This window comes from Streptomyces sp. DH24 (assembly GCF_029813775.1).
In the GTDB taxonomy this organism is placed as follows: Bacteria; Actinomycetota; Actinomycetes; order Streptomycetales; family Streptomycetaceae; genus Streptomyces.
Genome location: NZ_JARVKW010000001.1, coordinates 185,893 through 210,368 on the forward strand (window position 1 = coordinate 185,893; position 24,476 = coordinate 210,368).

Sequence of the window (24,476 nt, forward strand, 5' to 3'; positions counted from 1 at the left end):
CGGCACCGCTCACTGCCGGCCGCGCAGCTCCCGGTACGTGGCGACGAGCGCCTTCGTGGACGCGTCCAGTCCCTCGACGTCGGCGCCCTCGGTGAGGGCGGGCTCGACGCGCTTGGCGAGGACCTTGCCGAGCTCGACGCCCCACTGGTCGAAGGAGTCGATGTTCCAGATCGCGCCCTGCACGAACACCTTGTGCTCGTACAGCGCGACGAGCTGTCCCAGCACGGACGGCGTCAGCTCGCGCGCCAGGATCGTCGTCGTCGGGTGGTTGCCCCGGAACGTCTTGTGCGCGACCAGGTCCTCCGGCACGCCCTCGGCGCGCACCTCGTCCGGCGTCTTGCCGAAGGCCAGTGCCTGCGTCTGGGCGAAGAAGTTGGCCATGAGCAGGTCGTGCTGCGCCTTGAGGGTGTCGCTCAGCTCGGCGACCGGCTCGGCGAAGCCGATGAAGTCGGCCGGGATCAGCTTCGTGCCCTGGTGGATCAACTGGTAGTAGGCGTGCTGGCCGTTGGTGCCCGGCGTGCCCCACACCACCGGGCCGGTCTGCCACTCCACGGGCCGGCCCTCGCGGTCCACCGACTTGCCGTTGGACTCCATGTCGAGCTGCTGGAGATAGGCGGTGAACCTGGCCAGGTAGTGGCTGTAGGGCAGCACCGCGTGCGACTGGGCGCCCAGGAAGTTGCCGTACCAGACGCCCAGCAGGCCCAGCAGCAGCGGCACGTTGGACTCGGCGGGCGCGGTCCGGAAGTGCTCGTCCACGAGGCGGAAGCCGTCGAGCATCGACCGGAAGTTGTCCGGGCCGATCGCGATCATCAGGGACAGGCCGATCGCGGAGTCGTACGAGTAGCGTCCGCCGACCCAGTCCCAGAACTCGAACATGTTCGCCGTGTCGATGCCGAACGCTGCGACCTTCTCCGCGTTGGTCGACAGCGCGACGAAGTGCTTCGCGACGGCCTCCTGCCCCCCGTCGCCCAGCCCGTCGAGCAGCCACTCGCGCGCGGAGGTCGCGTTCGTGACCGTCTCGATCGTCGTGAACGTCTTGGACGCCACGACGAACAGCGTCTGTGCCGGGTCCAGGTCCCGGACCGCCTCGTGCAGGTCCGCCCCGTCCACGTTCGACACGAAGCGGAACGTCAGTGAGCGGTCGGTGTAGGCGCGCAGCACCTCGTACGCCATCGCGGGACCGAGGTCGGAGCCGCCGATGCCGATGTTGACGACGTTCTTGATCGGCCGACCGGTGTGGCCGGTCCACTCGCCGGAGCGGACCCGGTTCGCGAAGTCGGTCATCCTGTCCAGGACGGCGTGGACCTTGGGCACGACGTTCTCGCCGCCGGCCTCGATCACGGCGCCCGCCGGCGCGCGCAGCGCGGTGTGCAGCACGGCGCGGTCCTCGGTGGTGTTGATCCGCTCACCGCGGAACATGGCGTCGCGCAGCCCGAACACGTCGGTCGCGGCGGCCAGTTCACGCAGCAGGCGCAGCGTCTCGTCGGTGACGAGGTTCTTCGAGTAGTCGACGTGCAGGTCGCCCACCCGGAGCGTGTACCCGGAGCCGCGGCCGGGGTCGGCGGCGAACAGCTCGCGCAGGTGCGTCTCGCCGAACTCCTCGCGGTGCTTGGCGAGCGCGGTCCACTCGGGCATCTGGTTGAGCCTGGTACGGCCGTCTGCGTTCATTTCGGACTTCACGCCTCTTTCCTACCTGTCCCTGCTGCGTGCCTTGCCCCGCTGCCGGTCCCAACCTAATTGATCAGTGGGCAACGCGACCTGTCGCCGGGGCGTCGTGCGGTTCAACAACAGGTACGTCCGGCTTGCGCGCCGGTATCAGGCAGGCGACGGCGAGGAGGAACAGGGCGGCGGCGAGCAGCGCGGGCCCGTTCAGCCCGGCCGGCCCGGCGACGGCGCCGCCCAGGAGCGCCCCCAGCGGCGCCCCGGACGTCGAGGCGGTGCGGAACGCGGCGGCGATGCGGCCCAGCGCGGCCCGGGGGCTGCGCTGCTGCATGAGGGTGGCCTGGTTGACGTTCCACACCATGCCCATCGCGCCGAGCAACAGCATGCCCGCGAGGAGCGCCCCGAGGTGCCGCACGGTCCCCATGAGCAGCAGCGCCCCCGTCTGGACGCTTCCGGCGAGCAGCAGCGCGCGGACCCGCCCGACACGGTCGGCGACGCGCCGGGCGAGGAAGCCGCCCGCGATGCCGCCGGCCGCGTACGTCGTCGTCGCGGCCACGAATCCGGTGTCCCCGGCGTCCAGCCAGCGCGTCACGTGCAGCACGAGCGTGGCGATCAGGGCGCCCATGCCGATGTTGCACAGCAGCGTGGCCGCGCACACCGCCCGCAGCGGGCGGTCGGCCCACAGGGCGCGCAGTCCGTCGCGCATCTCCGCGCGCAGGGTGCTGCCCGCCGGGCGCGGCTCCCGCTCGGGCGGTGCGACGCGCAGGGAGGCCACGAGGGCGGCGGCCAGCAGATAGGTGGCCGCGTCGGCCGCGAACGGTACGGCGAGACCGAGGGCGAGCAGCAGCGGCACGAAGGGCCCGGCGAGCAGGCCGCCCACGAACTGCTGCCCGGTCATCAGCCGGGCGTTGGCGCTGCCCAGGGCCGCGGGCTCGACCAGGGACGGCAGCAGAGCCGTGGCGGCGTTGTCGAACAGGGTCTGGAGCGCCGTCAGCGAGAAGGCGAGCGCGAGCAGCAGCGGGACCGAGGCGTGGCCGAGGGCGACGGCGAGCGCGAAGCCCGCCACGAGCAGCCCGCGCGTGAGGTCCACCGCCCACATCGCGCGCCGCTGGTCCACCCGGTCCGCGACGGCGCCGCCGAGCAGTCCGAACAGCAGCCACGGCAGATACCCGCAGGCCGTCACGGAGGCGATGACCAGCGGGTCGTCCGTGAGCTGCACGGCGATCAGGGGTAGCGCGGCCGTACGCAGCGCGTCTCCGAAGCGGGACAGCACGGCGGCGGTCCACAGCCGTCCGAACCCGCCCCGCCACGCGGGCACACCCACGTCCGACGCCCCGCTCTCCGCCCCGACCGTCGCCACCGCTCCCCCTCACGATTCGCCGATGCACAAACCGTAAGGGGCACCACTGACAACGGTCCGGAGCGCGGCGGACCGAAGGCCCGGGGCAGCGGGCCGGAACAGCTCCGGCCAGGCACCGCTCGGTGCCCGGCCGGATCCCAACTCCTAGATTTCCCCCCGCAGTTTGGCGAGGGCCTCGGCGAGGATGGCCTCGCCGTCCGCATCGCTGCGCCGCTCCCTCACATACGCCAGGTGCGTCTTGTAGGGCTCGGTGCGCGGCGGGTCCGGTGGGTTGTCCCGGTCCTGTCCGGCCGGAAAGCCGCAGCGCGGGCAGTCCCAGGTCTCGGGCACCTGCGCGTCGCTGGCGAAGCTCGGCTGCGTCTCGTGCCCGTTGGAGCACCAGAAGGAGATGCGCAGACGCGGCGCGGACTCGCCGCGCTCGGCCTCGCCCATCGGCCCCGCCCCGACCCGGCTTCCTCGGATCGCGTTGCCACTTGCCACGGTCGTAACTCCCTGCGTGATGGTGCCGCGAAGCGAGTCGGCGTTTCGCTTCGCTGCGAGCGCCTCAGTCTACGTAAGGCCCAACGCGCGTCCAGTGATGGGAGTTACAGCCCCCGCACCTAGACGCAAGCCCCATGATAGGCCGCGCTCAGGTGCGCGTACCCAACATGGGGCCATACGTACACAATGCGTGTGCCGCTCAGTTGTTCGCCTTCATAAGCAGGCCGAGCACGATGATGCATGCCGTCCACAGCAGACCGACCACGACGGTGATCCGGTCGAGGTTGCGCTCGGCGACGGAGGAGCCACCGACGGACGACTGCATGCCGCCACCGAACATGTCGGAGAGGCCGCCGCCCTTGCCCTTGTGCATCAGCACCAGCAGCATCAGCAGCCCGCTGAAGACGATCAGGGCGATCGAGAACCCCATAACCACGGCTGGACCAACTTCCTCGCTATCGGACGGACGACGGGGGCACGGCGCTGTGGCCATGCCCCCGCAAGAGTACGACGGATCGTCGCTACCGCATACTCACCGGTCGAGCTACTGGTCGCGGAAGCGCACGATCTTGACGAACTCGTCCGCGTCCAGGGACGCGCCGCCGACCAGGGCGCCGTCGATGTCGGCCTGCGCCATGATCTCGGCGACGTTGCCCGACTTCACGGAGCCGCCGTACTGGATGCGGACCTTGTCGGCCAGCTCCTGGGAGTACAGTTCGGCGAGCTTTCCGCGGATGGCGGCGCAGACCTCCTGGGCGTCCTCGGCGCCGCAGACCTTGCCGGTGCCGATGGCCCACACGGGCTCGTAGGCGATCACGACGGACTCGGCCTGCTCGGCCGGCAGGTCCTTCAGACCGCCCTCGACCTGGGCGAGGGTGTGGGCGACGTGGTTGCCCGCCTCGCGGACCTCCAGCTCCTCGCCGACGCACAGGATCGGGGTCAGGCCGTGCTTGTAGGCGGCCTTGACCTTGGCGTTCACGAGCTCGTCGGTCTCGTTGTGGTACTGGCGGCGCTCGGAGTGGCCGATCGCCACGAACGTGCACTTCAGCTTGGCCAGCATCGGGCCGGAGATCTCACCGGTGTACGCGCCGGAGTCGTGCGCCGAGATGTCCTGGGCGCCGTACTTGATCTTCAGCTTGTCGCCGTCGACCAGGGTCTGCACGGAGCGCAGGTCGGTGAAGGGGGCCAGGACGGCGACCTCGACGGCCTCGTAGTCCTTGTCGGCCAGGGCGAAGGCGAGCTTCTGGACGTGGGCGATGGCCTCGAGGTGGTTGAGGTTCATCTTCCAGTTGCCCGCCATCAGCGGCGTGCGCGTGCTCATAAAGGGTCAGTCCTCCAGTGCGGCGAGGCCGGGGAGCGTCTTGCCCTCAAGGTATTCGAGGGAGGCGCCGCCACCGGTCGAGATGTGGCCGAATGCGTTCTCGTCGAAGCCCAGGGTGCGGACGGCGGCGGCGGAGTCGCCGCCGCCGACCACGGTGAAGCCCGGGGAGTCGAGGAGTGCCTGGGCGACCGCCTTGGTGCCCTCGGCGTAGTCGGGGTGCTCGAAGACGCCCATGGGGCCGTTCCAGAAGACGGTGGCCGCGTCGGCGAGCTTCGAGGCGTAGAGCTTGCGGGTCTCGGGGCCGATGTCCAGGCCCATCTGGTCGGCGGGCATCGCGTCCGCGGCGACGGTGGTGGCGTTCGCGGGTGCCTTGGTCTTCAGGTCCGGGAACTCGGCGCCGACCACGACGTCGACCGGCAGCACCAGCTCGACGCCGTTCTTCTCGGCGCGCTCGATGTACTCCGTGACGGCCGGGAGCTGGTCCTCCTGGAGGAGCGAGGCGCCGACCTCGTGGCCCTTGGCCTTGAGGAAGGTGTAGACCATGCCGCCGCCGATGAGCAGCCGGTCGGCCTTGCCGAGCAGCTGGTCGATGACGGCGAGCTTGTCGGAGACCTTGGAGCCGCCGAGCGCGACGACGTAGGGCCGCTTGACGTCTTCGGTGAGCTTCTTCAGGACGCCGACCTCGGTGGCGATGAGGTACCCGGCGTAGTGCGGCAGGCGGGCCGACAGGTCGAAGACCGAGGCGTGCTTGCGGTGCACCGCGCCGAAGCCGTCGCCCACGTACACGTCGGCGAGGGACGCGAGCCGGTCGGCGAAGGCGCCGCGCTCGGCGTCGTCCTTGCTGGTCTCGCCGGCGTTGAAGCGCAGGTTCTCGACGACCGCGATCTGCCCGTCGGCGAGGCCGGCGACGGTCGACGTGGCCGACTCGCCGACCGTGTCGGTGGCGAAGGCGACGTCGGCGCCGAGGAGTTCGCCGAGCCGGGCTGCGGCCGGGGCGAGGGAGAACGCCGGGTCCGGGGCGCCCTTGGGGCGGCCGAGGTGGGAGGCGACGACCACGCGGGCGCCCGCCTCGGCGAGGGCCTTGACGGTGGGCAGCACGGCGCGGATGCGGCCGTCGTCGGTGATGGTGGTGCCGTCGAGCGGCACGTTGAGGTCGGCGCGGACGAAGACGCGCTTGCCCGCGACGCCTTCGGTGAGCAGTTCGTCGATCGTCTTCATGAGGGTCTCCTGCGAAGGACTCGTGATCGAGTGGTGGCTCTGACCTGCACGTGAGTCAGGGCTCGGACAATGCATGGTGCACTGTCCGAGCCCTGCTCCCGCATCGAGGTCCCTGTCAGACGATCAGAGCTGGTTGCCGACGAAGACCGTCAGGTCGACGAGGCGGTTGGAGTAGCCCCACTCGTTGTCGTACCAGCCGATGACCTTCACGCTCTTGCCCTCCTGGACCATGGTCAGGGAGGAGTCGAAGGTGCAGGACGCCGGGGCGTTGACGATGTCGGAGGAGACGATCGCGTCCTCGGTGTACTCGAGGATGCCCTTCAGCTCGCCCTCGGCGGCCTTCTGGAAGGCGGCGTTGACCTCGTCCTTGGTGACCTCGCGACCGAGCTCGACGACGAGGTCGGTGACCGATCCGGTCGGGACCGGGACGCGCATGGCCATGCCGTCCAGCTTGCCCTTGAGCTGCGGCAGGACCAGGGCGGTGGCCTTGGCGGCGCCGGTGGTGGTCGGGATGATGTTCTCGGCGGCGGCACGCGCGCGGCGCAGGTCCTTGTGCGGGAAGTCCAGGATGCGCTGGTCGTTCGTGTACGCGTGCACCGTCGTCATCAGGCCCTTGACGATGCCGAAGTTCTCGTCCAGGACCTTGGCCATCGGCGCCACGCAGTTGGTGGTGCAGGAGGCGTTGGAGATGACGTGGTGGTTCGCCGGGTCGTACGTGTCCTGGTTGACGCCCATCACGATGGTGACGTCCTCGTTCTTGGCCGGAGCCGAGATGAGGACCTTCTTGGCGCCGCCGGCGATGTGCTTCTCGGCGTCTTCCTTCTTGGTGAAGATGCCGGTCGACTCGATGACGATGTCGACGCCCAGCTCGCCCCACGGGATGTCGGCGGGGTTGCGCTCGGCGAGGACCTTGATGGTCTTGTCACCGACGGTGATGGTGTCCTCGGTGTGCGAGACCTCCTGCTTGAGGCGGCCGAGGATGGTGTCGTACTTCAGCAGGTGAGCGGTGGTCGCGGTGTCACCCAGGTCGTTGACAGCCACGATCTCGATGTCTGCACCCTGCTCCAGCAGCGCGCGGAAGTAGTTACGACCGATGCGGCCAAAGCCGTTGATGCCTACGCGGATCGTCACGAACCGATCTCCTCGTTGGTACGCCGGTTCGAGACCGGCGAGCTGTATGGGATGTCCCCGACCGCCTACGACCCTACCTCTCCGAGGCCCCGGGGGTGACATCGAGCAGGCCCATGCACCGCGCCGCGGCCCGTACCCGCCAGTAGGGGTACGGGCCGCTCGGACCGTGAGGTCGTGTCCCTCGATTTCGCTACGCACGGTCACGTGAGGTTGACCGAGAGGTCACCCTTCCAGGGCCGTCAGTGCCTTCCTCAGCAGGGCGGCCTGCTCGGCCGCGGAGGGGAGGTGTTCCAGGCCGAAGCCGAGGAGCACGGTGTCCTCCGTGGTGACCGCTCCGTGGGTGCGGAACAGCTCCCCGGTGCGGGTCCAGTCCTTCAGGACGGCCGGGCTGCCCGCGGGCGGTCCGCCGACCCGCCAGTCCCCCAGCGACGCCTCGAAGCCCTCGGTGCCGGTGGCCGTGCCGCCGACGACGAGGGAGGCCTCGTCGGCGAGGACGCCGTGGCCGCCGCTGCCCGGGTCGGTGACGTAGCTGATGGAGACCTCGACGGTCTTGCCGGCGTACGCGCTCAGGTCGAAGTCCACCTGCTGCCAGCCGTCGGAGGCGCCGGTGAGGCTGTGCCACGCACCGGTGGTGCCGGTGGCGGCGCAGCCGCCCTCGCCGACGGTGAGGTAGTGCTCCAGCCAGGGGTGCTCGCCGACGTAGAAGCCGCCCTCGCACTCGGCGGGCACGGCGGTGCCGGTGGCGCCGCCCGCCTCGGGGAGCGTCGTCCAGTCGTCGGCGCCCGCGGTGTGGGCCTCGACGATGACGTTGTCGTAACCGGGCTCGGTGTCCCACAGCAGCCTGGTGCGCAGCGTGGGCTTGTCGGCGGCGGCGACGGCGGTGAGGTCGACGGTGCGGGTGAGGCGCTTGTAGGCGTCGTCGGTGTGGACGGCGGCGGCCATCCAGGAGCCGGCGTAGGGCCCGTACGGGTTGACGGTCCCGGCGAACTGTCCGGCGCCGGCGCTCGCGAACTGCGGGTAGGTGCCGGCGGGCAGTTCGTCGGAGGTGACGCTGTAGGTGCCGGCCCGGTCGAGCGGGTTGCCGGGGGCCGCGCCGAGGGCGCCGGTGAAGCCGTCCAGCTTCCCGGAGCCGGTGAAGCCGGTGGCGCCGGGGGTGGTGGTGCGGGTGTAGGCGCCCAGGTAGTACTGGCCGAAGTCGTTCGACAGGGCGCCGCCGAGGTCGACGTTGCCGCCGGCCTGCTCGCCGGCCTCGATCAGTTTGCCGCCCTCGTTGAGGAAGGCGCGCAGTTCGAGCTGGGTGGCGACACCGGGGACGGCCGCGCCGGTGTGGTGGACGACGGTGTCGAAGTGGCTCAGCACGCCCAGCGCGTCGGGCGCGCCCTGCGTGGCGACGTCCCACACGACCGCCGTGCGGCCGTTCGCCCTCAGCGCGTCGACGTAGGTCTGCGCCTGGGTGGCCTTCGCGCCTTCCTCGGCGACGACGAGGACGTCCGCGCGGGGGCGTTCGGCGACGGTGTAGGTGAAGCGCTCGCTGGAGACGTCCCTGCCGCCGCGTGTCTCACCGGTGAACCAGACCTCGACCTTGTCGCCCGGGTCGCCGTCCCGGACCTTCGCGCGGTACTCGTCGAAGTGCAGGTTGTCCTCGCCGCCGAACCGCTCGCCGCCCTTCCAGGGCCTGAGCGCCATGTCCTCGACGCGGCCCCCGTTGACGCGGTACTTGAGCTCCTTGTCGCGCACCGACTTGCGTACGACGACGGAGACCTCCTGGTCGGCGCCGCGGGAGTACGAGGTGGTGAACGGCGCCGGGGTGAAGTCCGCGGCGGTCACGCCCACCGAGGACGCCGGGCGGTCGGGGTGGGCGGCGCTCTCGGCGACGGACAGCGCGAACGGGACGTTCTTCGCGAACTCCTGCTGGATCAGCTTCTCGTCGTCCGGGAACGTGAAGATCGACCGGCAGTCGCCCGCGTTCCAGGCGTCGCCGGGGTCGACGTCGGAGGCCGTCTGGCAGGTCGACATCTCCGGGGTGAACATCGCCATGCCGTTGACGTTGGCCGCGTGCCCGTCGGCCTCGCCGTTGGTGGTGTAGAGCTCCGAGGACAGCTGCGGGTGGTAGCCGGGGATCGCCGAGTTGCCGGGCGTGCCGGCCAGGGCCTCGTAGAGGACGTCGTCCGGGGTGGGCGTGGCGACCTGCCAGCCGACGCCGTAGAGGATGAGTTCGGCGGCGGAGTGGTAGTTGATGCCGTACGCGAAGCCGATGCGCTTCTGGAAGGCGTCCAGGGCCTTGGTCTCGGGCTCGGAGCCGGGGCTCGCGCCGCGGTAGGTCTGGCTGGTGGGGTTGGGGGACGAACCCTCGTCGTCGTAGCCCCACTTGTAGGGGAAGTTGCGGTTGAGGTCGACGCCGTCGCCGGTGGTGATGGTGCCGTCGCCGTTGACGTCGCGCAGGTTCTTGCGCCACAGGCGGTTGTCGTCGCTCTCGAAGGTGTAGTCGTAGCCGTCGGGGTTGGCCGACAGGACGAACCACAGCTCCGTGGAGTCGACGATCCGCTTGATCCGCCTGTCCTTCTTGTAGTTGTCCAGGTAATGGTGCATCAGACGCCGGGTCATCTCCGGCGTGATCCACTCGCGCGCGTGCTGGTTGGACAGGTACAGCACGGCGGGCTTGGAGCCGTCCTTGTGCTTCTTGGCGCCCTTGGTGAGCTTCAGCGCGAGGATGTCCTGGCCCTTGAGGGTCTTGCCGATGGAGACGACCTTCGTGAGGCCCGGGTTTTGCTGGGCGGTCCTGACGATCTCCTCCTTGAGGCCGCCGCTGCCGCTGTAGGGGCGGAACACGCCCTCGGCCGCGGCCTCGACGCGGGATGCCGCCTTCCCGGAGAGCCTGTGCTCGGTGAGTTCGACGCCCTGCTTCTCCAGCTTCTTCGCCTGCTGGTCGGTGAGGTAGACCTCGACGGTGCCGGTGCCCTTCGCGGGGACCTGTTCGCCGAGTTCGTGGCCGTCCTGCCCGGCGGCCAGCAGCAGGGGTACCTGCTGCTGCGTGACCTCGGCGCGGAACACCTTGACCTCGTCCGTGTCGGTCGTGGCCGGATTCCCGGGTTGCGCCTGGGCGATGGGCGCGATGCTCGCTCCGGCGATCAGGAGCGTGCCGACAGCGAGGATCGATCTCGCTCTATGTCTCATGAACCCCCCTAGCGGTGGTTCGCCACAGCAGCGAACTGATGCCAGGCTCATGACAGTCCATGATCGAGTCAATAGGGCGGGAACGACACGAAAACGCCGGTACCGACCACCCAAGTGGGCGTCGGTACCGGCGTTTTGTCGTGGCGTCAGCCGCGGCGTCGGCGTGTCCTAACGGTGTCAGCCGACCATGTTGTCGGCGAGCTCCTCGCTGAGGTTGGCCTCCGTGCCCGGGATGCCGAGGTCGGAGGCGCGCTTGTCGGCCATCGCCAGCAGCCGGCGGATACGGCCGGCGACCGCGTCCTTGGTGAGCGGCGGGTCGGCGAGCGCGCCCAGCTCCTCCAGCGAGGCCTGCTTGTGCTCCATGCGCAGCCGGCCGGCGGCGGCGAGGTGCTCGGGGACGTCGTCGGCGAGGATCTCCAGGGCGCGCTGGACACGGGCGCCGGCGGCGACGGCCGCGCGGGCCGAGCGGCGCAGGTTGGCGTCGTCGAAGTTGGCGAGGCGGTTGGCGGTGGCGCGGACCTCGCGGCGCATCCGCCGCTCCTCCCAGGCGAGCACGGCGTCGTGGGCGCCGAGCCGGGTGAGCAGCGCGCCGATCGCGTCGCCGTCGCGGACGACGACCCGGTCGACACCGCGCACCTCGCGGGCCTTGGCGGCGATCGACAGCCTGCGCGCGGCACCGACCAGGGCGAGCGCGGCCTCGGGGCCGGGGCAGGTCACCTCCAGGGAGGAGGAACGGCCGGGCTCGGTGAGCGAGCCGTGCGCCAGGAAGGCTCCGCGCCAGGCGGCCTCGGCGTCGCAGGTGGCCCCCGAGACCACCTGCGGGGGCAGGCCGCGGATCGGGCGTCCCCGGCCGTCGACCAGGCCGGTCTGGCGGGCCAGCTGGTCGCCGCCCGCGACGACCCGTACGACGAATCGCGAGCCGCGGCGCAGCCCGCCCGGCGCCATCACGATCAGCTCGGAGCTGTGGCCGAAGATCTCCAGGATGTCCCGTTTGAGGCGCCGGGCGGCCGCCGAGGTGTCCAGCTCGGCCTCGATCACGATGCGTCCGCTCACCAGGTGGAGGCCGCCGGCGAACCGCAGCATCGCGGAGACCTCCGCCTTCCTGCAGCAGGTACGGGTGACGGGAAGCCGGGCAACCTCGTCCTTCACCGCTGCCGTCATCGCCATGGGCCGATCCTTCCATGCATCCGAAAAATACGGTCGTACGCGGCTGCCAACAGCTCCGGGTCGTGCCGCGGAGTTCCGTCGGTCCGGGCCACCGGCGCCAGCTCGACCGCGGCGCCGAACCGCTTGGCGGCATCGGTCATCGCATCGCGGTCGGGCACGGCGGCCTCGTCGGCCAGCACCACGTCCAGGGCGAGTTTAGGGGCGTGTCGTCCCAAAACCTCCAAATGACGCTGCGGGGAGAAGCCCTCGGTTTCTCCGGGCTGCGGCGCGAGGTTCAGCGAGAGTACCCGGCGCGCCTTCGTCTGGGTGAGCGCGTCGAGGAGCTCGGGCACCAGCAGGTGCGGGATGACGGAGGAGAACCAGGAGCCGGGACCGAGCACCACCCAGTCCGCGTCCAGCACCGCGGCGACGGCCTCCGGGACGGCCGGCGGGTCGTGCGGCACCAGGTGCACCGACTGCACCTCGCCCGGGGTGAGGGCGACGGTGGCCTGGCCGCGGACGGTGTCGATGTCGTCCGGCCGGTCCGGGTCGTGGCCCCTGACCAGGGCCTGGAGCTCCAGCGGCACGGCGGACATGGGCAGCACGCGCCCGTGCGCGCCGAGCAGCTTGCCGACCAGGTCGAGCGCCTGGACGTGGTCGCCGAGCTGCTCCCACAGGGCGACGATCAGCAGGTTGCCGACCGCGTGGTCGTGCAGGTCGCCGCGGGACTGGAAGCGGTGCTGGATGACGCGGGACCAGGTCTGGCCCCAGTCGTCGTCGCCGCACAGCGCGGCCAGCGCCTTGCGCAGGTCGCCGGGCGGCAGCACGCCCAGCTCGTCGCGCAGCCGCCCGCTCGAGCCGCCGTCGTCGGCGACGGTGACGACGGCCGTGAGGTCGCCGGTGATCCGGCGCAGCGCGGCGAGCGAGGCGGACAGGCCCATGCCGCCGCCGAGGGCGACGACCTTGGGCTGGGTGCCCCGGCGGCGCGGCCGGGCGCCCCGGGCCTCTGCGAGCCGGCCGCCGCGTCCCTCGGGCACCGCCCGGCGCAGCCGGCTCAGCCGCGGAGTACGTCCCGTCATTCGCGTCCCATGTCCCGGTGTACGACCACGGTCTCCACACCCTCGGCGGCCAGCCGGGCGGCGAGCTTCTCCGACATGGCGACCGAGCGGTGCTTGCCGCCGGTGCAGCCGACGGCGATGGTCACGTAGCGCTTGCCCTCCCGACGGTAACCTGCGGCAATCAGCTGCAGCAGTTCGGCGTACCGGTCGAGGAACTCCTTGGCGCCGGGCTGGTTGAAGACGTACGCCGCCACCTCCTCGTGCACGCCGGTGTACGGGCGCAGCTCCGGAACCCAGTGCGGGTTCGGCAGGAACCGCATGTCCACGACCAGGTCGGCGTCGACCGGGAGGCCGTACTTGAAGCCGAAGGACATGACGGTGGCCCGCAGCTCGGGCTCCTCGTCGCCGGCGAACTGGGCGTCCATCTTGGCGCGCAGCTCGTGGACGTTGAGGCTGGAGGTGTCGATCACCAGATCGGCGTCGCCGCGCAGCTCGCGCAGCAGCTCGCGTTCGGCGGCGATGCCGTCCACGATGCGGCCGTCGCCCTGGAGGGGGTGCGGGCGGCGCACCGACTCGAAGCGGCGCACCAGGGCCTCGTCGGAGGACTCCAGGAAGACGATGCGCCGCGTGACGCCCTTGGTGTCGAGGTCGGCGAGGGACTCGCGGAGGTTGTCGAAGAAGCGCCGGCCGCGGACGTCCACGACGACCGCGATCCGGGCGACGTTGCCCTGCGAGCGGGCGCCGAGCTCCACCATGGTGGGGATCAGCGCGGGCGGCAGGTTGTCGACCACGAACCAGCCCAGGTCCTCCAGGCACTTCGCGGCCGTCGACCGGCCGGCCCCGGACATGCCGGAGATGATCACCAGCTCGGGGATGGCCGCCTCGGGGGCCCCGGCCGCTTCCTTGCCCGTACTCACCTGTGTTCCGTCGTCCTGACCCGCCTCTTGGCGGAGCGCTTCCTGCTGTGCGTCGTGCTCGGTCATGTCTCCTGCCCCCGTCGATCGTCCGGGACTCCCGCTGTCACGGGCTCCCCGAGGGAACCCGCCGTCGTCCCGGGTGCCCCGTCTTCCACGTCTTCCATGATCTCTCCAGTCGCCGTGTTCACGGCGGGCGCGGCCGGTGCGGCCTGTGCGAGCGCCACGGCGACCGTCTCCGCGGTCTTGCGGCCTATGCCGGGAACCTCGCAGATCTGGTCGATTGTCGCCGACCGGAGCTTTTTCACCGAACCGAAATGCTTGATCAGCGCCTGTTTACGGGTCTCGCCGAGGCCCGGCACGTCGTCCAGCGGGGTGGCGCGGATCCGCTTGGCGCGTTTGCTGCGCTGGTAGGTGATGGCGAAGCGGTGCGCCTCGTCGCGCACGCGTTGCAGCAGGTAGAGGCCCTCGCTGGTGCGCGGCAGGACCACCGGGTCGTCCTCGCCCGGCAGCCAGACCTCCTCCAGGCGCTTGGCCAGGCCGCACACCGCGATGTCGTCGATGCCCAGCTCGTCCAGGGCCCGCTGGGCCGCACGGACCTGCGGCTGCCCACCGTCCACGACGACGAGCTGCGGCGGATAGGCGAACCGCTTGGGACGGCCGTCGTCCTCCTTGAGCTCCTCCTCCGTCCACTCCCCGGTCCGCTCCTTCTCGGCGAGGTAGCGCCGGAAGCGGCGGCTGAGCACCTCGTGCATGGACCGCACGTCGTCCTGGCCGTCGAAGCCCTTGATCTGGAAGCGCCGGTACTCGCTCTTGCGGGCCAGGCCGTCCTCGAAGACGACCATGGAGGCGACCACGTCGTCGCCCTGGAGGTGGGAGATGTCGTAGCACTCGATGCGCAGCGGCGCGCTGTCCAGGTCGAGCGCGTCGGCGATCTCCTCCAGCGCGCGCGAACGCGTGGTCAGGTCGGAGGCGCGCTTGGTCTTGTGCAGGACGAGCGACTGCTGCGCGTTGCGCTGGACGGTCTCCATGAGGGCCTTCTTGTCGCCGCGCTGCGGGATGCGCAACGACACGTTCGCCCCGCGGCGGCCGGTCAGCCACTGCTGGACCGGCTCGACGGGCTCCGGCAGGGCCGGAACCAGCACCTCCTTGGGGACGGCGTCCCCGCTCTCCTCGCCGTACAGCTGCTGGAGCGCGTGCTCCACGAGGGCGCCGGTGGTGATCTCCTCGACCTTGTCGGTGACCCAGCCGCGCTGGCCGCGCACGCGCCCGCCCCGGACGTGGAAGATCTGCACGGCGGCTTCCAGCTCGTCCTCGGCGACGGCGATCAGGTCGGCGTCGGTCGCGTCGGCGAGCACGACCGCGTTCTTCTCCATGGCCTTCTTCAGGGCCTCGATGTCGTCGCGCAGGCGGGCGGCCCGCTCGTACTCCATCTCCTCCGCCGCCAGCGTCATCCGCTTCTCCAGACGGCGCAGGTACGTGCCGGTGCGGCCGGCCACGAAGTCGCAGAACTCCTCGGCGAGTTCGCGGTGCTCCTCGGGCGAGACCCGGTCCACGCAGGGCGCGGAGCACTTGCCGATGTAGCCGAGCAGGCAGGGGCGGCCGGTGCGGGCGGCGTTCTTGAAGACGCCCGCCGAGCAGGTGCGCACCGGGAACACCCGCAGCAGCAGGTCCACGGTGTCGCGGATCGCCCACGCGTGCGCGTACGGGCCGAAGTAGCGCACGCCCTTCTTCTTGTGGCCGCGCATGACCTGTACGCGCGGGAACTCCTCGCCCATCGTCACCGCGAGGTAGGGGTAGCTCTTGTCGTCGCGGTACTTGACGTTGAAGCGGGGGTCGTACTCCTTGATCCAGGAGTACTCCAGCTGGAGGGCCTCGACCTCCGTGGACACCACCGTCCACTCCACGGACGCGGCCGTGGTCACCATGGAGCGGGTCCGCGGGTGCAGGTTCGCCAGGTCCTGGAAGTAGTTGGCCAGGCGCTGACGCAGGCTTTTCGCCTTTCCGACGTAGATCACCCGGCGGTGCTCGTCACGGAACCTGTACACCCCGGGGGTGTCCGGGATGTCTCCCGGCCTGGGGCGGTAGCTGGAGGGGTCGGCCATGTCTCACACCCTACTGGCGAGCGCTGACACTCCGGGGTGATCCGGGGCCGCGGGGCAGCGGCCCCGGGCGCCGCGGGACCTCGGCGTGCACCGCCGGGCGTGCGCGGCCGGTCGCGCACGGTACGGACTCGGCCAGCCGTACGTCGCGGTTGCGACTCAGGTGTTGTCGGGACTAGGTCAACACGCTTCAATGCGGAGGACCTCGGGGCCCCTGAACGGCGGCCTGCGTGTCCAAGGACGCCGCCTGCGCTCACGGGGGCGGCCCCGGGGACCCCCTGCGAACGGTCTGACCAGCCGTTGTGAACATTCACAGAAAGGCCCCTGTGCATGCCGCACGCCACACAGCACGCGGACACCACCGCGGAACTGGACTCGGCCCTGCGAGGCGGCCCCTTCCACGTCGCCCTGCGCGCCGCGATCGCCGCGCGCGGCCTGCCCCTGCAGCGTGTGCAGCACCATCTGTCGCGCCTCGGGGTGAAGGTGGGCGTGACGAGCCTGAGCTACTGGCAGCAGGGCGCCCGGCGTCCGCAGCGCCCGGAGTCCCTGCGTGCCGTGCGGGCACTGGAGGAGATCCTGCACCTGCCCGACGAGTCGCTGATCCGGCTGCTCGCCGAGACCGACAAACACCCCGCCGACCGGGACGCCTCCGCACGCTCCTACCGCGCCCTCGTCGAGGCCTCGGGCGTCCTGGAGCGGCTGCTGGCCGAGCTGGACTCGACCGTGGACGGCGGACTGCACACCCTGGGCCAGCACGAGCTGGTGCGCATCGGGGCGGAACGGGAACTGGCCGGGCGCGAGTCGCACCACATCGTGCGGGCCCACCGGGACGGCGTCGACCGCTTCATGGCCGTGCACCACGGCGACCCGGGGTGCGCGCCGAACCGCATGACGGTGCGTGCGCTGGAGAACTGCCGCCCCGGACGCGTCCGCCGGCACCACGAGACCGGACTGCTCGTGGCGGAGCTGCTGTTCGACACCCGGCTGCGCGCCGGTGACACCTTCCTGTTCCGCTACGCCGTCGAGGACGGCACGGCCGGTGTGTCGCGCGAGTACGTGCGCGGCTTCGACTCCGCCGGGGCGCAGTACGCGCTCCAGGTGCGGTTCGACGCGCGGGCCCTGCCGGTGCGCTGCCACCGCTTCACCCAGCACACGGCGGCGGCGCCGCGCACCGGCCACCAGGAACTGGCCCTGACCGGGCCGCACCACTCGGTGCACCTCGTCGAGCCGCGGGTGCGGTCGGGAATCGTGGGGATCGGCTGGGACTGGGAGTGAGGCGGCGGGTGTGCGAGGGCGGTACGGGAGTCCGTCGCGACTGAGCCCGGGGCCGGTCCGTGGCTGCACCGAAGGCTCATCCGGGGCTCCGAGGGCCGATCCGGACTGTACCGGCGCTGATCCGGAACCGTGCCCGGTCAGGGCTTCGGGCCTGCGACGATCCGGCCGTTCTCCTCGCACACGTCGAGCGCGACCAGCGGCACCGTGGCGGGAGACCGCAGCACCTCTCCCGTGGTGGCGTCGAACTCGCTGCCGTGACACGCGCACACGAGCTTCTTGCCCTCCAGCTTGTCGATGGCGCACCCCGCGTGCGTGCAGACGGCGCTGTACGCCTTCAGCGAGCCGTCGCCGGCGCGGCTGACGACGACGTGCTGATCGCGGTACAGCGTCGGGCTTCCCTCGGCGATCTCGCCCGGCGCGCCCAGTTCGACGGACGCGGTCGGTGTCGCCGGCAGCGCCCCCTCGTCGTCGCCCGGCCCGCAGGCCGCGAGGACCGTTCCGGCGACGGGCGTGAGGGCCGCGCCCCGCAGGACGGTACGGCGGCTCGGGGACGGACGGCCGGGCATGAGAACTCCACAGGTCAGGGGGGTGTGCACGGCGACGATACCGGCCCCGTCCGCGGCCCCGGCGAGGTGGGTCGGGTCGCCCGGAAGGTGACGTAAACGCTTGCGCAAGCGTTTACGTCGGCCTCGGAATGGGATACGTTCCCGCCTCGGGAGGGAAAGGCGGGGCCTGTCCGCCCTGTCCCGGGGCTCGGTCGAGGTTCGGTCGGGGCCGGTCCACCGCCCGTCGGGCCCGTCCCTGATCCGCCACTTCCGTCCGTCCGAGGTCCGGCCGGGGCACGTCCGAGGGGAGCACGCATGGCGACGATGGCCGACGTCGCACGGAGCGCCGGAGTCTCCGTGGCGACCGTCTCCCATGTGCTGAACGGCACCCGGCCCGTGCTGCCCCACACCCGCCAGGCCGTCCTGGACGCCGTGGAGGAACTCGGCTACACCCCCAACACCCTCGCCCGCTCCCTGGTGACCTCCCGCACCCGGTCCATCGGGCTCGCGGTGTCGGCGATCAGCAACCCGTACTTCACGGAGATCCTCCAGGGCGTCGAGACCAGTGCCCTGGAGCACGGCTACGGCCTGCTCATCGCCGACCCGCACGACGATCCCCGGCACGAGCTCAAGGCCGTCCGACTCCTGCACGAACGCCGGGTGGACGGCATGATCGTCGCCCCCTCGGCGGCACCCGGCGACCTCGTCGCCTACCTCAGGCGCCATGCCGTGCCGACCGTCCTCCTGGACCGCGCACTCGACTCCCCCGGTGACGACGCCCCGGCCTTCGACCAGGTGTGCGCCGACAGCGCGGAGCCCACCGCCCGGCTCGTCACCCACCTCGCCGGGCTCGGCCACCGCCGGATCGGCCTGGTCGCCGGCCGGCCGGGGCTCAGCACCACACGCGAACGGATCGCCGGGTACCGCCAGGGGCTGGCCGCCGCCGGACTGCCGTACGACGAACGGCTCCTGGTGCACGGCGACTCCGAGTCGGACGGCGCCGAACGGGCCACCGCCGCCCTGCTCTCCCTCGGCGCCCGGCCCACCGGACTGGTCACCGCCAACAACGCCATGACCCTCGGAGCGCTGCGTGCCCTGCGCGACGCCGGTCTGTCGGTGCCGGGCGACATCGCGCTGTGCTGCTTCGACGACTTCGCCTGGGCGGACCTGTTCCGGCCCCGGCTCACCGCGATCGCGCAGCCCAGCAGGGAGATCGGTGCCCGAGCGGTCCGGGTGCTGCTCGACCGCCTGGCCGAGCCCGACCGGCCCGCGCAGAGCGTGCGGCTGCCCTGCTCCTTCGTCCACCGCACCTCGTGCGGCTGTCCCGAGACACCCGAAGCCCCGCTGGAGAGAGGAACCCGCTCGTGATCGTCGTCGCCGGTGAGGCCCTGATAGACCTGGTACCGCAGGGCACGGGTGCCCTCGCGGACCTCAAGCCGGCGCTCGGCGGCGGCCCCTACAACACGGCCGTGGCCCTCGGCCGGCTCGGCTCCCCCACCGCCTTCTGCTCCCGCGTGTCGGACGACGCGTTCGGCGAGGCGCTGCTGGACCGGCTGCGCGAGACCGGTGTCGACGTGTCGTGGGTGGCGCGCGGGGCGGAGCCGACCACGCTCGCCGTCGCGACGGTCGACGCGGACGGTTCGGCGGCCTACTCCTTCTACGTGGAGGGCACGGCCGACCGGCTGTTCAGGGCGCCGGACGCGCTGCCGTCCGGGGTCCGCGCGGTCTCCTTCGGCACCTGCTCGCTCGTGCTGGAGCCCGGGGCGACCGCCTACGAGGACCTCATGCGACGCGCCGCCGCCCAAGGGGTGTTCACCGCCCTGGACCCGAACATCCGGGCCGGACTGATCCCGGACGCGGACGCCTACCGGGCGCGGTTCAGGCGATGGCTGCCGTCCGTGTCCCTGCTGAAGCTGTCCGAGGAGGACGCCTACTGGCTCGGCGGCACCCCCCGCGAGTGGCTCGCGGCCGGTCCGGCGGCGGTCGTGGTGACCCGGGGCGGCGACGGGCTCACGGTGTTCACGCGGGACGGCGGCGAGTACTCCGTGCCGGGCGAGCGGGTCGACGTGGTGGACACCATCGGCGCGGGCGACACGGTGAACGCGGCGCTGCTGCACGGGCTCGCCGTACGCGACGCGCTGAGCGACGCCGCGCTGGCAGGCCTCGGCGCGGACGGCTGGACGGAACTCCTGCGGTTCGCGGCCCGGGCGGCGGCGGTCACCTGCTCACGGGCGGGCGCCGAACCGCCGTACGCCTCCGAGCTGGGCGAAGACCGGAAGGGCTGAGCGGTCGCCGGACGCTCAGCCGTGCCGGGTGCCCGGAGCGCGGCCGGCGCGCCCCACGGGGAGTTGGTCCCGCGGGGCGCGCCGCTGTGTACGGTCGGGCCGCGGCGCGCGGGTGGGGCGGGCTCAGGCCTTGCGGGCCCGGGTCGCCTTCTTCGCGGGTGACGCCTTCTTGGTGGCGCCGGTGGCGGCCTTCTCCGCGCTGTCGACCGTCTTGGTGGCGGTCTTCCTGGCGGTGGACTTGGCAGCCGACGTCTTGGCCGTCGTCTTCGCCGCCGTGCGCTTGCGGGCCGCCGGGACCGGGGCGTCGCTGATCCGGTCGGCGTCGAGGATGTCCCGCAGGAACTTGCCGGTGTGGCTGGTGGGGACGCCGGCGACCTGCTCGGGCGTGCCCTCGGCGACGACCAGGCCGCCGCCCGCGCCGCCCTCGGGGCCCATGTCGACCAGCCAGTCTGCGGTCTTGATCACGTCGAGGTTGTGCTCGATGACGATGACCGTGTTGCCCTTGTCCACCAGGTTGTTCAGCACCGTGAGCAGCTTGCTGATGTCCTCGAAGTGCAGACCGGTGGTCGGCTCGTCCAGGACGTAGACCGTGCGGCCGGTGGAGCGCTTCTGCAGTTCGCTGGCGAGCTTCACGCGCTGCGCCTCGCCGCCGGACAGGGTGGTCGCGGACTGGCCGAGCCGGACGTAGCCGAGGCCGACGTCGTTCAGCGTCCTCAGGTGCCGGGAGATCGCCGGGACGGCCTCGAAGAAGTGCATAGCCTCTTCGATCGGCATGTTCAGGACGTCGGCGATGGACTTGCCCTTGTAGTGGACCTCCAGGGTCTCCCGGTTGTACCGGGCGCCGTGGCAGACCTCGCACGGCACGTACACGTCCGGGAGGAAGTTCATCTCGATCTTGATCGTGCCGTCACCGGAGCAGTTCTCGCAGCGACCGCCCTTGACGTTGAAGGAGAACCGGCCGGGCATGTAGCCGCGGACCTTCGCCTCGGTGGTCTCGGCGAACAGCTTGCGGATGTGGTCGAAGACGCCGGTGTACGTCGCCGGGTTGGACCGCGGGGTGCGGCCGATGGGCGACTGGTCGACGTGCACGACCTTGTCCACGAGGTCGTCGCCGTCCACGCGCGTGTGCCGGCCGGGGACGCTCCTCGCGCCGTTCAGCTCGCGGGCCAGGTGCGTGTACAGGATGTCGTTGACCAGGGTGGACTTGCCCGACCCGGACACGCCGGTGACCGCGGTGAACACGCCGAGCGGGAAGGACACGTCGATGTCCCTGAGGTTGTTCTCCCGGGCGCCGTGCACCGTCAGCTGCCGGGACGGGTCGCGCGGGCGGCGTACCTCGGGCAGCGGGATGGCCTTCCGGCCGGACAGGTAGAGGCCGGTCTGCGACTCGTCGTTGGCCAGCAGTTCCTTCAGGGAGCCGCTGTGCACGACCTTGCCGCCGTGCTCACCGGCGCCGGGGCCGATGTCCACGATCCAGTCGGCGGTCTTGATGGTGTCCTCGTCGTGCTCCACGACGATGAGCGTGTTGCCCATGTCGCGCAGCCGGACCAGGGTCTCGATCAGCCGGTGGTTGTCGCGCTGGTGCAGACCGATGGACGGCTCGTCCAGGACGTACAGCACGCCGACGAGGCCGGAGCCGATCTGGGTGGCGAGACGGATGCGCTGGGCCTCGCCGCCGGACAGCGTGCCGGCCGCGCGGTTCAGCGAGAGGTAGTCCAGGCCGACGTCGACCAGGAACCGCAGCCGCTCGTTGACCTCCTTCAGCACGCGCTCGGCGATCTTCTTGTCGCGGGCGCTGAGCTTCAGCTCGCCCAGGAAGTCCGCGCAGTCGCTGATGGACATCGCGGAGACCTCGGCGATGGACTTCCCCATGACCGTGACCGCGAGGACGATCGGCTTCAGGCGTGTGCCCTCGCAGGACGGGCAGGGCACCTCGCGCATGTAGCCCTCGAAGCGCTCGCGGCTGGCGTCGCTCTCGGCCTCGCTGTGCCGGCGCTTCACGAACGGGACGGCGCCCTCGAACGGCGTGGTGTAGCGGCGCTCGCGGCCGTACCTGTTGCGGTACCGCACCTCGATCTGGGTCTTGTGGCCGTGCAGCAGGGCCTTCTTGGCGCGCTGGGGCAGGCCGCCGAAGGGGATGTCCGTGCGGAAGCCGAGCGCGTCCGCGAGGGCGCCGATCAGGCGTCCGAAGTAGTCCTTCGTGTGACCGTGCGACCAGGGGTGGATGGCGCCCTCGTCCAGCGACTTGTCCGGGTCGGGGACGATCAGCTCGGCGTCGACCTCCATGCGCGTGCCGATGCCGGTGCACTCGGGGCAGGCGCCGAAGGGCGAGTTGAAGGAGAAGGAGCGGGGCTCCAACTCCTCGAAGGACAGGTCGTCGTACGCGCAGTACAGGTGCTCCGAGTACATGCGCTCGCGCTCGGGGTCGTCCGCGGGGAGGTCCACGAAGTCGAGCACGACCATGCCGCCGGACAGCCCGAGGGCGGTCTCCACGGAGTCGGTGAGCCGCCGCTTGGCGGACTCCTTCACCGTGAGGCGGTCCACGACCACCTCGATGGTGTGCTTCTCCTGCTTCTTCAGCGTGGGCGGCTCGGAGAGCTGGACGGTCTCGCCGTCCACACGCGCGCGGGAGTAGCCCTTGGTCTGGAGGTCGGCGAAGAGGTCGACGAACTCCCCCTTGCGCTCGCGGACGAGCGGCGACAGCACCTGGAAGCGGCTGCCCTCCGGGAGCTCCAGCACCCTGTCCACGATGGCCTGCGGCGACTGGCGCGAGATCGGGCGGCCGCACTCCGGGCAGTGCGGCTTGCCGATGCGCGCGAAGAGCAGACGCAGGTAGTCGTAGACCTCGGTGATGGTGCCGACCGTCGAGCGCGGGTTGCGCGAGGTCGACTTCTGGTCGATGGAGACCGCCGGGGAGAGGCCCTCGATGAAGTCCACGTCCGGCTTGTCCATCTGGCCGAGGAACTGCCGGGCGTAGGACGAGAGCGACTCCACGTAGCGCCGCTGGCCCTCGGCGAAGATCGTGTCGAAGGCCAGGGAGGACTTGCCCGACCCGGACAGGCCCGTGAAGACGATGAGCGAGTCACGAGGCAGGTCGAGCGAGACGTTCTTCAGGTTGTGCTCGCGCGCGCCACGGACGATGAGACGGTCGGCCACGCCGGTCCGCACCTTTCTTGAGAGAAGTGACAGGGGCGGGGCCCCCGTGCTTTCTCAGACTAGGGGGAGCCACTGACAACGCCGGTCGGATTCCCGGTCGCTTAACAATCCCCGACCATCCAGCATGCCCGACGCCGCACTCGACCATATAGCACGTGCATTCGATTAGCGGGCTCGGTCCGCCACCTTCACCCGAAGGAGTGGCGGGACTAGGGTCAGCACCATGATTGATCACGCTCATGACCTGGCGGCTGTACGCGATGCGACCGAACGGCTGCTCACCGCGGTCGGCAAACTGGACAACGCCGCCGTGACGGAACCGTCACGACTGCCCGGCTGGACCCGCGGCCATGTCCTCGCCCACCTCGCCCGCAACGCGGACGCTCTCGTGAACGTCATGGAGGGCCGGCCCATGTACGCCTCCGCCGAGGCCCGGGACGCCGACATCGAGCGGGACGCCCCGCGCGCCCTGGACGTCCAGCTCGCCGACGTGCGCGACAGCGCCGCCCGCTTCCAGGACGCGGCGGCCGTGCCGTCCGACTGGTCGCGCACGGTGGAGCTGCGCAACGGTGTGACGGACGCGGCGGCCCGGGTGCCGTTCCGGCGCTGGGTCGAGGTGGAACTGCACCACGTGGACCTCGGGATCGGCTACGAGCTGGACGATCTGCCGGCGGAGTTCGCGCAGCGGGAGACCGAGTTCCTCGCCGACCGCTTCACCGGGCACCCCGACGTGCCGCCCACCCGTCTGACGGACGGCACGCACGCGTGGCGCACGGGCCGGGAGGCCGACGAGCCGCAGATCACCGTCACCGGGTCGCCCGCCGACCTGCTCGGCTGGCTCGCCGGCCGGCGCGACGGGTCGGGGCTCACGGTGGCGGGCGGTTCGCTCCCGGCGCTCCCGCCGCTGTAGCCGCTCGCCCGGCGGGCCTCCCTGCCCGTCTCCCCGGCGCTAGGCTGACGGACATGACGTACAGCGGAGAGGTGAGGGTCGGCGGGCCCGCCGACGTGCACGAGCTCAAGGACCTGATGATCACCAAGATCGCGGTCGGTCCGATGGACAACAACGCCTATCTGCTGCGCTGCCGGGCCACCGACGAGCAGTTGCTGATCGACGCGGCCAACGACGCGGCCACGCTGCTGGGCACGATCGGTGACGACGGCATCGCCTCCGTCGTCACCACGCACAGGCACGGCGACCACTGGCAGGCGCTCGCCGAGGTCGTGGCCGCCACCGGCGCCCGCACCCACGCGGGCCGGTACGACGCGGAGGGCATCCCCGTACCGACCGACGTCCTCGTCGAGGACGGCGACGTCATCCGGGTCGGGCGCGTGGAGCTCACGGCGCGCCACCTGACCGGGCACACGCCGGGCTCGATCGTCCTGGTCTACGACGATCCGCACGGCCACCCGCACGTGTTCACCGGCGACTGTCTCTTCCCGGGCGGCGTGGGCAACACGTTCAAGGAACCCAAGGCGTTCGCCAGCCTGATCCACGACGTGGAGACCAAGATCTTCGACGCGCTCCCGGACGAGACGTGGGTCTACCCGGGGCACGGCAACGACACCTCGCTCGGCGCGGAGCGCCCGCACCTGCCGGAGTGGCGCGCACGCGGATGGTGAACGCCGCGGCGCGCGCCCCGTGTGAACGC

At 71.3% G+C, this 24,476-nt stretch carries 19 protein-coding genes; 5 read left to right on the plus strand and 14 right to left on the minus strand.

The annotated features are described in order from the left end of the window. Positions 1 to 9: 9 nt before the first annotated feature. The 12 genes from pgi to uvrC all read right to left on the minus strand — a co-directional run bounded on the left by pgi (position 10) and on the right by uvrC (position 15,569). A complete protein-coding gene (gene pgi / locus QC282_RS00875) occupies positions 10 to 1,668 on the minus strand; it encodes a glucose-6-phosphate isomerase (RefSeq protein WP_279547172.1) in 1,659 nt (552 codons plus the stop codon). Between the two features lie 73 nt (positions 1,669 to 1,741). Further along, complete coding sequence (locus QC282_RS00880; RefSeq protein WP_279547334.1) at positions 1,742 to 2,935, minus strand: MFS transporter; 1,194 nt, start codon at positions 2,933 to 2,935, stop codon at positions 1,742 to 1,744. Between the two features lie 231 nt (positions 2,936 to 3,166). After that, positions 3,167 to 3,502, minus strand: a complete 336-nt coding sequence (locus QC282_RS00885; RefSeq protein WP_003976875.1) for an RNA polymerase-binding protein RbpA — start codon at positions 3,500 to 3,502, stop codon at positions 3,167 to 3,169. 199 nt (positions 3,503 to 3,701) lie between these two features. Further along, a complete protein-coding gene (secG, locus tag QC282_RS00890) occupies positions 3,702 to 3,932 on the minus strand; it encodes a preprotein translocase subunit SecG (protein WP_279547335.1) in 231 nt (76 codons plus the stop codon). A 114-nt stretch (positions 3,933 to 4,046) separates the two neighbouring features. Beyond that, positions 4,047 to 4,823 carry a triose-phosphate isomerase gene (gene tpiA / locus QC282_RS00895; protein WP_279547173.1) on the minus strand — a complete coding sequence of 259 codons (777 nt, stop codon included), beginning with the start codon at positions 4,821 to 4,823 and terminating at the stop codon, positions 4,047 to 4,049. 6 nt (positions 4,824 to 4,829) lie between these two features. Further along, positions 4,830 to 6,041 (minus strand): phosphoglycerate kinase, encoded by a 1,212-nt coding sequence (pgk, locus tag QC282_RS00900; protein ID WP_279547174.1) that lies wholly within the window; start codon positions 6,039 to 6,041, stop codon positions 4,830 to 4,832. 123 nt (positions 6,042 to 6,164) lie between these two features. Continuing rightward, positions 6,165 to 7,172 carry a type I glyceraldehyde-3-phosphate dehydrogenase gene (gene gap / locus QC282_RS00905; protein WP_279547175.1) on the minus strand — a complete coding sequence of 336 codons (1,008 nt, stop codon included), beginning with the start codon at positions 7,170 to 7,172 and terminating at the stop codon, positions 6,165 to 6,167. 222 nt (positions 7,173 to 7,394) lie between these two features. Further along, positions 7,395 to 10,346, minus strand: a complete 2,952-nt coding sequence (locus tag QC282_RS00910; RefSeq protein ID WP_279547176.1) for a M14 family metallopeptidase — start codon at positions 10,344 to 10,346, stop codon at positions 7,395 to 7,397. 177 nt (positions 10,347 to 10,523) lie between these two features. After that, complete coding sequence (gene whiA / locus QC282_RS00915; RefSeq protein WP_279547177.1) at positions 10,524 to 11,513, minus strand: DNA-binding protein WhiA; 990 nt, start codon at positions 11,511 to 11,513, stop codon at positions 10,524 to 10,526. Beyond that, the gene (yvcK, locus tag QC282_RS00920; RefSeq protein WP_279547178.1) at positions 11,504 to 12,571 is read right to left on the minus strand and encodes a uridine diphosphate-N-acetylglucosamine-binding protein YvcK; all 1,068 of its coding nucleotides are present in this window, start codon (positions 12,569 to 12,571) and stop codon (positions 11,504 to 11,506) included. The genes whiA and yvcK overlap by 10 nt, the downstream gene beginning before the upstream one ends. After that, positions 12,568 to 13,533, minus strand: a complete 966-nt coding sequence (gene rapZ / locus QC282_RS00925) for an RNase adapter RapZ (RefSeq protein ID WP_279547179.1) — start codon at positions 13,531 to 13,533, stop codon at positions 12,568 to 12,570. The genes yvcK and rapZ overlap by 4 nt, the downstream gene beginning before the upstream one ends. Then, positions 13,530 to 15,569 carry an excinuclease ABC subunit UvrC gene (gene uvrC / locus QC282_RS00930; RefSeq protein WP_279547180.1) on the minus strand — a complete coding sequence of 680 codons (2,040 nt, stop codon included), beginning with the start codon at positions 15,567 to 15,569 and terminating at the stop codon, positions 13,530 to 13,532. Before uvrC ends, rapZ begins: the two co-directional genes overlap by 4 nt. Before the next feature lie 327 nt (positions 15,570 to 15,896). Between uvrC and QC282_RS00935 the strand changes: the two genes are divergently transcribed. Further along, the gene (locus tag QC282_RS00935) at positions 15,897 to 16,841 is read left to right on the plus strand and encodes a hypothetical protein (RefSeq protein WP_279547181.1); all 945 of its coding nucleotides are present in this window, start codon (positions 15,897 to 15,899) and stop codon (positions 16,839 to 16,841) included. A 137-nt stretch (positions 16,842 to 16,978) separates the two neighbouring features. Here the strand turns inward: QC282_RS00935 and QC282_RS00940 are convergent, their stop codons facing one another. Further along, complete coding sequence (locus QC282_RS00940; RefSeq protein ID WP_279547182.1) at positions 16,979 to 17,407, minus strand: Rieske (2Fe-2S) protein; 429 nt, start codon at positions 17,405 to 17,407, stop codon at positions 16,979 to 16,981. Between the two features lie 294 nt (positions 17,408 to 17,701). Between QC282_RS00940 and QC282_RS00945 the strand changes: the two genes are divergently transcribed. Both QC282_RS00945 and QC282_RS00950 read left to right on the plus strand, forming a co-directional pair. Further along, a complete protein-coding gene (locus tag QC282_RS00945; RefSeq protein ID WP_279547183.1) occupies positions 17,702 to 18,754 on the plus strand; it encodes a LacI family DNA-binding transcriptional regulator in 1,053 nt (350 codons plus the stop codon). Next, a complete protein-coding gene (locus QC282_RS00950; protein ID WP_279547184.1) occupies positions 18,751 to 19,671 on the plus strand; it encodes a carbohydrate kinase in 921 nt (306 codons plus the stop codon). The genes QC282_RS00945 and QC282_RS00950 overlap by 4 nt, the downstream gene beginning before the upstream one ends. Before the next feature lie 123 nt (positions 19,672 to 19,794). Here the strand turns inward: QC282_RS00950 and uvrA are convergent, their stop codons facing one another. Continuing rightward, the gene (gene uvrA / locus QC282_RS00955; RefSeq protein ID WP_279547185.1) at positions 19,795 to 22,827 is read right to left on the minus strand and encodes an excinuclease ABC subunit UvrA; all 3,033 of its coding nucleotides are present in this window, start codon (positions 22,825 to 22,827) and stop codon (positions 19,795 to 19,797) included. A 223-nt stretch (positions 22,828 to 23,050) separates the two neighbouring features. Here uvrA and QC282_RS00960 point away from each other — a divergent pair, with 223 nt between their 5' ends. After that, the gene (locus QC282_RS00960; protein WP_279547186.1) at positions 23,051 to 23,737 is read left to right on the plus strand and encodes a maleylpyruvate isomerase family mycothiol-dependent enzyme; all 687 of its coding nucleotides are present in this window, start codon (positions 23,051 to 23,053) and stop codon (positions 23,735 to 23,737) included. 53 nt (positions 23,738 to 23,790) lie between these two features. Then, positions 23,791 to 24,447 (plus strand): MBL fold metallo-hydrolase, encoded by a 657-nt coding sequence (locus tag QC282_RS00965; protein WP_279547187.1) that lies wholly within the window; start codon positions 23,791 to 23,793, stop codon positions 24,445 to 24,447. Positions 24,448 to 24,476 lie beyond the last annotated feature (29 nt).

Bases quoted from the DNA above. Each gene is read 5' to 3' on its own strand.
- yvcK (WP_279547178.1), bottom strand. From the start codon at position 12,571: ATGACGGGACGTACTCCGCGGCTGAGCCGGCTGCGCCGGGCGGTGCCC.
- rapZ (WP_279547179.1), bottom strand. From the start codon at position 13,533: ATGACCGAGCACGACGCACAGCAGGAAGCGCTCCGCCAAGAGGCGGGT.
- whiA (WP_279547177.1), bottom strand. From the start codon at position 11,513: ATGGCGATGACGGCAGCGGTGAAGGACGAGGTTGCCCGGCTTCCCGTC.
- QC282_RS00935 (WP_279547181.1), top strand. From the start codon at position 15,897: ATGCCGCACGCCACACAGCACGCGGACACCACCGCGGAACTGGACTCG.
- pgk (WP_279547174.1), bottom strand. From the start codon at position 6,041: ATGAAGACGATCGACGAACTGCTCACCGAAGGCGTCGCGGGCAAGCGC.
- QC282_RS00910 (WP_279547176.1), bottom strand. From the start codon at position 10,346: ATGAGACATAGAGCGAGATCGATCCTCGCTGTCGGCACGCTCCTGATC.
- tpiA (WP_279547173.1), bottom strand. From the start codon at position 4,823: ATGAGCACGCGCACGCCGCTGATGGCGGGCAACTGGAAGATGAACCTC.
- secG (WP_279547335.1), bottom strand. From the start codon at position 3,932: ATGGGGTTCTCGATCGCCCTGATCGTCTTCAGCGGGCTGCTGATGCTG.
- QC282_RS00940 (WP_279547182.1), bottom strand. From the start codon at position 17,407: ATGCCCGGCCGTCCGTCCCCGAGCCGCCGTACCGTCCTGCGGGGCGCG.
- QC282_RS00965 (WP_279547187.1), top strand. From the start codon at position 23,791: ATGACGTACAGCGGAGAGGTGAGGGTCGGCGGGCCCGCCGACGTGCAC.
- QC282_RS00960 (WP_279547186.1), top strand. From the start codon at position 23,051: ATGATTGATCACGCTCATGACCTGGCGGCTGTACGCGATGCGACCGAA.
- QC282_RS00945 (WP_279547183.1), top strand. From the start codon at position 17,702: ATGGCGACGATGGCCGACGTCGCACGGAGCGCCGGAGTCTCCGTGGCG.
- pgi (WP_279547172.1), bottom strand. From the start codon at position 1,668: ATGAACGCAGACGGCCGTACCAGGCTCAACCAGATGCCCGAGTGGACC.
- uvrC (WP_279547180.1), bottom strand. From the start codon at position 15,569: ATGGCCGACCCCTCCAGCTACCGCCCCAGGCCGGGAGACATCCCGGAC.